The following is a 10,201-nucleotide window of genomic DNA, read 5'->3' as shown; positions in this document are numbered from 1 at the left end:
AATACTCAAAACATCAAGCTCACCTTCTGTTGATTGTTCTAAATTTAATATTCTCAAACCAATTCGTGTTAAATTTTCAAGGTACAAACAAAATCAGATATTTATTAATGTGTCTTTTGACACCCTAATCTTCATAGGGAAGGTCGTAGGACTTTCCTGTGAAATGAAAAAAAGGAATCCATCACTTCCAGTGTCAGATCTACATCCTCCTGTTTCATAGCATTGTTAAAGAAAATAGCTTCAAACTGGGACGGGGCCAGATGGATTCCGTGATCCAGCATATAATGAAAATACTCTGCAAATGCCTGTACATCGGAAGTCTTTGCGTCCTCATAATTGGCAACCGGACGGTCCGTAAAAAACAGACAGCTTAAAGACCCTGTCCCTGTAATCTGATATTCCTTTCCGTGCCGCCTTAGGATATCTTTTACACCGCTTCTGAAAGACTCTCCGAGTTTCTCAAGATGCCGGTAGATTTCCGGGTGTTCTTTCAGAATCGTAAGTTCCGTGATGCCGGCCGCCATGGCAACCGGATTTCCGCTCAGAGTCCCGGCCTGATAAATGCTGCCGAGAGGTGCGATCATTTCCATGATCTCACGCCGTCCTCCGTAGCAGCCTACCGGCATGCCTCCTCCGATGATCTTTCCGAAGGTGGCCAGGTCCGGCGTCACGCCGTAAGTTCCCTGTGCACCTGCAAGTCCCAGCCTGAAGCCGGTGATGACCTCATCAAAGATCAGCAGTGTCCCGTTCTTGGTACAGATATCTCTGAGTTCCTGCAAAAAGCCTTCTTTCGGCAATACAACCCCCATATTTGCCGCTGCCGGTTCAATGATCAGCGCGGCGATCTGTCCCGGATTTTCTTCAAATAGTTTCCGAACGCTGTTTATATCGTTATACACCGCAGTCAGGGTATCCTTCGCACAGCCCTTTGGCACACCGGAGCTGTCCGGGATTCCTGCCGTCATCACACCGGACCCCGCTTTTACGAGCAGTGCGTCAAAATGTCCATGATAACATCCCTCAAACTTAATAATCTTATCTCTGCCCGTAAATCCTCTCGCCGCCCGGATCGAACTCATCACGGCCTCCGTGCCCGAATTGACCATGCGGACCATATCAAAACACGGCACCAGATTGCACAGCAGTTCTCCCATCACCACTTCGATCTCTGTAGCCGTACCAAAGCTCAGCCCATATTGTGCGGCTTCCACGACCGCTTTTTGGATCTCTGGATGGTTATGTCCGAGGATCATCGGTCCCCAGGAGCCGATATAATCCAGATAGCGTTTTCCCTCTTCGTCATATACATAAGTACCTTCCGCTTTTTTAATGAACCGCGGACAGCCTCCCACAGACTGGTAAGCCCTCACCGGGCTGTTGACGCCTCCTGGCAGCACCCGTTTGGCACGGTTAAATAAATCTTCTGATCTGGTCATCATCCGATCCTCCCTTCCCTCATAAATCCGGCAATCTCCTTAGCAAAGTACGTCAGGAGTATATCACAGCCTGCCCGGTAAATCCCGGCTGCCGTCTCACAGATCATCTGATCCTCATCGATCCAGCCCTTCATGGCTGCCGCCTTGATCATGGCATACTCCCCGCTGACGCTGTATGCAGCTACTGGAAGATCTACCGTACTGCGCACTTCTCTCACAATATCCAGATAAGAGAGAGCCGGTTTCACCATGATGATGTCCGCTCCTTCTTCACAGTCCTGTTTCACTTCCTTCAGGGCCTCCAGGCGATTATGATAATCCATCTGATATCCCTTCCGGTCTCCGAAGGAAGGGGCAGATCCTGCGGCATCCCGAAACGGGCCGTAAAAAGCGGAAGCATACTTGGCCGCATAGGACATGATCGGCACATCTGTGTAACCGTGCTGATCCAGCAGACTTCTGATCTCAGAGACCCGGCCGTCCATCATATCAGACGGGGCTACCATATCGGCCCCGGCCTGTATCTGGGACAGGGCTATCTTAGCGATCATGGGCAGAGTCTTATCATTGTCCACCCGGTGTCCGCTCAAAATGCCGCAGTGTCCGTGGGAGGTATACTCACACATGCACACGTCTGTAATGTAATAAAGATCCGGCACTTCCTTCTTTGCCTTTCTCAATGCCTTCTGGATGATGCCGTCCTCTGCCCACGCCCCGGTGCCGCACTCATCCTTTGCATCCGGAATTCCAAACAGCATAACACTCGGCACCCCGGCATCTGCCATTTCGTTTAGAGCTTCCGGCATGCGGTCCAGACTGTACCTGAACTGTCCCGGCATGGACGGGATTTCTTCCTTCACATTTTCTCCCTCCCGCACAAAAAGCGGATAAATGAGAGAAGACGCATCCATCCTCGTCTCCCGCACCATCTTTCTCAATACCGGTGTAGACCGTAGCCTTCTTGATCTTATTGTCATATCCATTCTGCATCCTTCTTTCTGTATCATTTATTCTCGTATCTGTTCTGCAAGGCGCCGGCCAAGCTCACCGGCACTTTGTGCTTTTCCCCGAATGCTCTTTTCCCTTCCGGTGCCGTCTGATTCATCGCAGTAAAACCCGGTAAGGTTAAGGTCACTTCCTGTAATCTCTGCATATGCCGCGATCGGAGAAGAACAGCCCCCGTCCAAAGCACGTACAAAACTCCGTTCCGCCTCGGTCACAAGTTCCGTCCCCCTGTCATGGATACAGGAAAAAAAGGACTGGTCAAAATCTTTTCTCACCTGAACGCACAGTGTCCCCTGTCCGGCCGCCGGCAGCATTTCTTCCACAGAAAAATAACGGCTGATCCGCTCTTCAAGGCCTGCCCTTTTTAGTCCCGCGGCCGCCATGATCAATGCAGAATACTGTCCGCCGTCCAACTTACGAAGCCTCGTATGGATATTCCCTCGGATACTTTGAAATTCTGCTTCCGGAAACAGGCCTCTGGCCTGCAGAACTCTTCTCGCACTGGAAGAACCGATCACCTGTCCGGGTTCCCCAAAATCTCCGGTCAAAGGCAGCACAATCACGTCTCTTGGATCACCTCGTTTGGGCACTGCCGCCACGGGAAGGTCATCGGAGATCTCCATAGGCAGATCCTTCATGCTGTGGACCGCCATATCGATCCTTCCGTCCAGAAGAGCCTGATCAAGCTCTTTCACAAAGAGTCCCTTTCCTCCGATCTTATCTAACGTCTTATCAAGAATCTTATCCCCGGTAGTTTTCAGAGTCACCAGCTCAAAAGAAAGATCCGGATAATTTGCTTTTAACTGCTCTATTACAAGTTTTGTCTGAGCCACAGCCAGAAGGCTTTCGCGGCTTCCGATCCTCAGTCTTTTTGGTTCCATATCAAACTCCTGATTCTGTCTGCTGTCTGTTTTGTCTTTTTATGGTCGGTGCCTCCGGATGTGACCCCGATGACAATATCGCCGTCCTTTATAACAGAAGGAAAATAAAAACTGCACTCTTCTTTGCAGTCGCTGATATTGACGGGCATTTTCTCCCTCCGGGCTTCCAGAAAAACAGCGTGATTGACTTCCCTGTTATCTGTTGCGGCAAGCACCATATCAAAATCTTTCAGGTCTCCCGGAACATAACTCCTTGAAATCCAGGTGACAAAGCCGTCAAGGACCATATCTTCTATCCCTTTGCAGACAGACAGTGATATGACTGTGATATGTTCATGAAACATTTGGAGTGTCTTAAGCCGCCGCAGGGCGATTGCTCCTCCTCCGACCATCAAAATCTTGAAATCCCGGATATCTGTGTACATCGGAAAATATCCCATGGTCAAGCCTCCTTAAAAAATATCCACCTCATCTGCCGACAGTTCCAGCGCCTCAAAAATATGTTTCCACTCCTGCCTCGGGAGCACATCCTTAAGGCCGAAGAGAATCCGTTCAACCGCTGATTCTGATGCCCTCATCACCTCTTTTTTAAGGCCGCATACATCCTGGTGTTTTTTTCTGAGTTCCCTGTATGTTTTCTTCAGCTTTGCATTGGTCAGCTCCCCGGCAGCACTGCCGACCGCCCGGACCAGCGGAATATAATCCCTGAAATAATACCAGTTCATAAATTCATCGGACTGCTCACAAATAATTTCTTCTGCCTTCTTAAGCTCCCCGTCATCTGCCGATACCTGAAGGCCCAGATCGTCCATATCTAAAAGGCAGCATCCGGGCAGCTCTGCAAGATCCGGGTCCAGATCCCTGGGCACTGCCAGATCTGTAAACACATAAGAGCGGTGCTCTTTAAAAGTCTCTGCCGCCTGCTGTGCGCGGACCGTATAGTGCGGGCTTCTGGTGGCACTGAAAATAAACTCCATAGCTCCCATGGCGCTGTAACGGTCCTGGTAAGAGACAACACCGCATCCTGCCGGGATCATGACGTCCTGTTTCCGATACTGCCGCAGAGTCATGGAAACACAGGCCCCTTTATGTACCAGCCATGCGGCCAGAAGACGGCCCATTTCTCCGTTTCCGATAACCAGACATTGTTTTCCTTTAAATGAGCCGTATTTGTCTTCCAAAATCGAAACAGCCCGTTCCGGCACGGAGGTGTCCCTGCTTCCGATCCGGGTTTCCGTTTTGACTTTTTTTGCCGCCGTCACAGCCATCCGAAACAGCGTGTCCAGAACAGGGTCCGGCTTACAGCATTCTCTGGCACGGTTAAGGGCCTCTCTGACCTGGGACACAATCTGGTCTTCCCCAAGGATCTGAGAGTGGAGCCCGCTGGCCAGTTCCATCAGATAAAAGACGGCCCCGGCCCCGGCCCTTCTGACAAACAGTTCTCTCCCCGAATCCTTTAAAAGAGACAGCTGTGAAAAAAGGTAGTCCAGAGGGTCAGGTGTCAGATTATAAAACCAAAGTTCTGTCCGGTTGCAGGTCGACAGAACGATACAGGACGCATTTGGGTCCGTTTCCTTCACAGACTTCATGAATCGGACGGCCCCCGAATCTGTAAATGCAAACGGCTCCCTCTCCTCCACCGATGCCGTATGATAATCTATTCCTATCATCGAAAGTTCCATAACTAGCTCCTTTTTATATCTGAAAGAATTTTAGCACGTTTTACAGAAAAAGCGCAACTAAAAACAAAGCTTATCCGGCATTTCTCTGCCAAACACCTGGATAAGCTCAGAAAAGTATACCCGCAGGGCACACCGTATTTAATACCCTTCGGGTGGACGTGCTTCGCACGATAAGGTATATGGAATGTTATTTATGCTTTGCATTCTTTTTACAGTTTGCCGCAGCCAGACCGCATACCAGAGCCGTGAGCATGACTCCTGCCCAAGCTGCAAATTCCAAAGGCTCCCCAGCTTTAGCCGCATTTTGGGTGACCCGCTTCGATTGCGCTGAACTGCCGGTCTTCGGTTTCGGCATAGTGAGGTCAGAAATCACCTGGTCTGTCAATCCTGTGAGATTATCCACAGAGCTGCCCCCATTGACTTTAAATACAATGGATGCCTCGGCTCCCTGAGCACCTCCGTATTCTCCGCCTCTGGATATGATGGAAAATGCCGCCGTTGATTGTCAGATTGCCGTTCTGAGGATGATAAACTGCGGCTCCGCCGATATTGAAAGCTTTTACGGTGCCTGATTATGATCTCCATTTCCAATCCTCAGGCCATATCCCATCATGCCGGCGTTTGGATTCAATATAAGCTTCATATTCTCCAGGTGCAGTTTGACTCTTTGTCTTGCAAACACCGGTATGCTTAACTTGTCTGATTCGCTGCTGTCATTGGTGATCGTTCCGTTTTTCTGCTTGACTTCAGTCGTTTCCCCATATTTATTTATCACAAAAGACTGCTCTTTTATGGAGCCAATACTGTATCCGTTCAAGTCCAATGTCATGGATTTATCAATCGAGAATTGTTCATTGGCGGCAGGAATATCTTTGAGCAGCACTACGGTCTCTCCGGCTTGTGCCTTTCTGAGTGCTTCCGCCAGTGTGGTATAGATAATCACCGAACCTCCCCTGCTGATTTTTGCAGCTTCATCTGCTTTTACGACGAACATGCCATTCGCCTCTTCCATAATATATCCTTTGAGCTTTCTCCATCGGCCTGAAAGATGACACCATTATCATCTACCTGATAAAATAAATTTCTTCTTTCTTGCATCAACACTTGATACAAACTAAGCATTTGAATACAAAATGAGTAAGTCCACAACAGCATAATAGGCTCGTGCATTCTTCATGCGTATTTCAAAACGGTTTTTAATCTCTGTGTCCAAGTCAACCCGTTTTATCACACCGCCAGCCGTCATACAATCGAGCATGAAGTCATACCATGAGCGTTCCTGTGCCCCCTTGTTAGATAACGGGGGCTACATAAAGCTCGCCACAGGCTCGCTCACAGACGAAGTGAACCAGCCACTTGCAAGCATGGCGGAAAAATCCTGAGATTTCCCCGCCGCCGTGTCTGGATCACTCCGTCAATGTGAGTTGTGTAGCCGTTACAATCTTATTTCAAGATCTTTTTCGGTTCTCCAATATTTTCTTTTTCTTCAATACGATTAGAATTGCGATTAATAGTCCGCTTATTGCGAACAATGATATATATAACACTATATTTGTTCTGTCACCCGTTTTTGGACTGTCTGGCGTATCAGGTTTATCAGGTGTGGATGGCTTCTCTGATGTCACTTCCTTGTGGTTGATAAACTTGATTCCCACATTACCATTCTCTGGAACTGTTCCTTTGTCAGCAGTAGAAGTAGTCACATAGCCGTCCTGGTTGGCTTCTGTTTCTTCTACTGTATATCTGATACCAGCAGGAAGTCTCACAGCTGTTGCTCTCTGCCCGTGTTTCAATGTGAATGTAGCCACGCCGTCCGCGAAGTCCATATCTCCAAATTTTCCGCTGATTGTCTTATCATCAAGCGTAACCGTGAAATGGAACTCCTTGTCTTTATCGCCGTGTGTTCCCGAAACTTGTTTTGTTACTGTCAAGCCACCTGTTTCTGTTTTTGCATTGACATATTTAATGGTATTAGATGGCTTTTTTTGATCCATCTCGGTCACATTCTCATCCACTATAATAGTTCCGGTAACCTTTCCAGAAGCTTCGTCTTTATTTATCTTTCCACTTCCTGTAGTAACAATCTCTTTGACCCCATAATATGTGTTTTTGGCTTCTGTAATGGTATAGGTTGCCCCTTTTGGTAAATTATAAATCAAAACCTTTTCACCAGCTTTAATTGATAACACGCCTTTACCATCTTGCAACTCAATATCTGATTGTTCAACCCAGTTTGGACTCTCAACATCAGTCGGGCTTTTAAACCATGATAAAGAGTTCAAAGGCGTCCCATCTGCTTTTGTGAAATATACGTTGAAATTGAAATCCTTATCTGTTGATTGCGTATCAACAGATAATTGCTTTTCTAATTCTAACATTCCAGGGTCTGTGGCATTAATAAAACGAACATAATTGTTTTTATCAAATTCATCCCCATAATCAACACCCAATGTTAATTTTTGACCTAATCCATCCTTAATTGTTCCTGTCATAAAGGTTGTTGAATCTTTTGGAGTCAATGGAATAACTGTAACATTACTTGGATTCAAGTTATCAGGGTATCCTGTACTAGATGAATCTACTCTTCCTAATTCTCTTACATTATATCCATAGCCTTTCTCCAAATCCTTATCAGTATCTTTTGGCAAATGAGAAATCAGCACTTTCTCTCCATCCTTTAAAAAAAATTTTGTTCCACTGACAATTGAAGCATTAGAAGTACTAATTTCTTTTCCATTTGCATCATATCTCTTATATGGATATTGATTAACCATAGAATTTCCGTCAGGTGTCGTTAAATCCAACTGAAATGCATATACACCTTTATCTTCTTTTGAATTGCTCTTAACATTTTTCTCAATTTGAATTGCCTGATTAAAAGTAATTGGATTTGTTGCTAACTCTTCAAATGGAACTGTAAATCTCATATAGCATGAAGATCCAGATGCTCCTCTTTCTGTGTAATATACAGATAAACGATATGTTTTCTTATTATCTTTATATGGAATACCTGTGGCAATTGTCTCTCCATCACTATTTTTTATATCTTCTGCTCCATCAATAAATTCCCATAAATCTACGTACATACCTAATGACGAGTGAACTCCACCCATGTCTGCCACTTGTACACTGTTAGTATGATCAACTGTAACTGTCCCATCCTCAGAAACAGTTGTTTCTGACAAGAACACTAATAAATCATCATCTCCATAAAAGAAGTAATTCAACGGTCCACAATATCCAGGTTGTAACACAAAGTCAAAATATGTTGTCATACCAAAGTAAGAATTATGATCATTATTTTGATCATCACTTGTTGGAAGGGCTCCAGATACTTTAGATCCAGAGCCATCAATTCCTACAAAATTTCTAAGATCTTTGGAATTTAAATTTCCAAATTTAAGATCGTGTCCATCAGTTCCATATGATGAAGCATAATCCATCGGCCAAAATTCATTTGAATAAAGAGATGATTTATTTTTCGAAATTTTATCCAACTTACTGCTGACTTGTTTCCCTTTATTGTTCTTAACTCCAGATAAAGTATATGTACCTCCAAGACGAGAAAACTGTAAGTTATAGTTTTCTTTGGAATTTTCTGTCCCATATCCACTATATTTTAAATATTCCGTTTTCCCTTGTATTCCATTTGGATTATCTATACCATCTGAATTCAAAGTATCTTTAGCTGTTGAAAAGATTGGAGGTGCATTTACCCCCTCACTCCACTCAATACTTCCATTTTCATTGACGCCTTGACCCAAACTAAATGTTGCCCCTCGAAGACTCGGACCATAGAATGTAGTACCCCATTTACTGGTTCCAGCACGATTTCCTGCATTAGTCATATTTAATGATGCCGCTACACCGTTAGGATCATTCCAAGTATTCTTTCCTAATCCAGTCCCAGCATTATCGTTTCCAAAAGCAAATTTTTGCTCTGCTCCAGCAGGAAGATTATTTCGGTTATTTATACCTTGTTTTGCTGTGTTTGCATAAAATGTTACATTTTTCAATTCATCTTTGCTTTGATAAGAAGTTGGAAGTTTACCATCTACATTAAATTTACTGTTTGAAACTAATTGATCTAAAGTTTGTGCTTCTATTGCCTTATCAACCTTTTTGCTTATATTATCTACCTCTTGACCATCTCTTGCTGCATTAGCTGCAGCTTCTGTAGTATAAATCCATCCATCCGTTATATCATAATCGAAAAAATTCACTGCATCATAATTATAATTTTCTTCTGTAGTTGGTTCAAAAACTAGACGAATGACCGTATCTTCAGTAATTAAAATCGTATAACCGTCTTTTGAATCTCCAATATATTTCACACCATCAGCATTTGTAGTTTTTGTAGAATTAAATGCTGGATTGTCCTTATAGTTAGTGAAAGTAAACTTAGAAGGATCATGATGGATTCCATCATCCATTACAGGTGCATCTAAGACATAAAAATCCTCTTCATTAGTACTATCTTTATCCTTACCTTCTTTCAAAAGCCAAACCTGTTCTAATGTATAATTCTTATTATAATGATTTTCACTTTTATCATTATAAAGCTTATTCATGAATCGCATTTGTGATTTTTCAAAGAAATATGTTTCCTCATCAGCAAACAATTTTCGTAATTCATTTTCTGTTTTTACTGTTCCATCATCATTTAAGTTTAGTTGCGAATGTGGACTTTGTTCATATAATTCATCCACGCCATGGTTCTCTCCATAACTATTTTGTTTCTTAAAATTACGTGGTAAATTATTTTCCCGTGAAGCATCTGTTCGCCATACAATCATCGTATCTGTCTTAGATGCTTGCGCATTTACTAAATCCATTCCTGTCTTATCGCCAGAATTTGGAATATCTAAAGCCATCGCTGGGTAATTTAAATAATGTTGAATAGTATATTTTGGATTATATTCACTATCTGTTATATTCCCATTCGTATTTCCTTCTGCTTTAATTTGCAAAGACATACAATTTAATATTAAAATTACTACAAAAACCACACACACAAATTTTGACATTATGTAACGAAAATTCTTCTTGACACTCTCTTTATACATATTTCTTCCCTCTTTTCACTCATGGTAGTGTCAAGTTTTACTACCTGTCTTATTGTTTTAACCTTGATTTTATGGGAGTTTGCAATAAAAAGAGCAATGACCTCCCTTTTTGAAGTATAATGTAGTCACCA

Annotated in this window: 8 protein-coding genes; all 8 read right to left on the bottom strand. The window is 43.9% G+C overall.

Going from position 1 to position 10,201, the window contains the following annotated elements; all coding sequences use genetic code 11:
- Positions 1 to 131: 131 nt before the first annotated feature.
- Positions 132 to 1,436: a glutamate-1-semialdehyde 2,1-aminomutase gene (gene hemL / locus QGT46_RS16485; RefSeq protein ID WP_148460392.1), complete on the bottom strand. Its 1,305-nt coding sequence runs from the start codon at positions 1,434 to 1,436 to the stop codon at positions 132 to 134.
- On the bottom strand, positions 1,436 to 2,419 hold the full coding sequence (gene hemB / locus QGT46_RS16480; RefSeq protein ID WP_024727644.1) for a porphobilinogen synthase: 984 nt from the start codon (positions 2,417 to 2,419) through the stop codon (positions 1,436 to 1,438). The genes hemL and hemB overlap by 1 nt, the downstream gene beginning before the upstream one ends.
- Positions 2,420 to 2,443: 24 nt before the next feature.
- Positions 2,444 to 3,322, bottom strand: a complete 879-nt coding sequence (gene hemC / locus QGT46_RS16475; protein WP_024727645.1) for a hydroxymethylbilane synthase — start codon at positions 3,320 to 3,322, stop codon at positions 2,444 to 2,446.
- Positions 3,304 to 3,762 (bottom strand): precorrin-2 dehydrogenase/sirohydrochlorin ferrochelatase family protein, encoded by a 459-nt coding sequence (locus tag QGT46_RS16470; RefSeq protein WP_024727646.1) that lies wholly within the window; start codon positions 3,760 to 3,762, stop codon positions 3,304 to 3,306. The genes hemC and QGT46_RS16470 overlap by 19 nt, the downstream gene beginning before the upstream one ends.
- A 12-nt stretch (positions 3,763 to 3,774) precedes the next feature.
- Entirely contained in the window at positions 3,775 to 5,004 is a 1,230-nt protein-coding gene (gene hemA, locus QGT46_RS16465; RefSeq protein WP_148460391.1) for a glutamyl-tRNA reductase, read from the bottom strand.
- Positions 5,005 to 5,191: 187 nt separating this feature from the next.
- On the bottom strand, positions 5,192 to 5,407 hold the full coding sequence (locus QGT46_RS16460) for a hypothetical protein (protein WP_148460390.1): 216 nt from the start codon (positions 5,405 to 5,407) through the stop codon (positions 5,192 to 5,194).
- 156 nt (positions 5,408 to 5,563) lie between these two features.
- Positions 5,564 to 6,016 (bottom strand): hypothetical protein, encoded by a 453-nt coding sequence (locus QGT46_RS16455; protein WP_148460389.1) that lies wholly within the window; start codon positions 6,014 to 6,016, stop codon positions 5,564 to 5,566.
- Positions 6,017 to 6,452: 436 nt separating this feature from the next.
- Positions 6,453 to 10,070: a DUF7601 domain-containing protein gene (locus QGT46_RS16450; protein ID WP_148460388.1), complete on the bottom strand. Its 3,618-nt coding sequence runs from the start codon at positions 10,068 to 10,070 to the stop codon at positions 6,453 to 6,455.
- Between the last annotated feature and the right edge of the window lie 131 nt (positions 10,071 to 10,201).

Source organism: Anaerostipes faecis (assembly GCF_910574135.1).
Lineage (GTDB): Bacteria > Bacillota > Clostridia > Lachnospirales > Lachnospiraceae > Anaerostipes > Anaerostipes hominis.
Note: the sequence above shows the minus strand (reverse complement) of the source record. Positions and strands in the feature narration are given on the sequence as shown.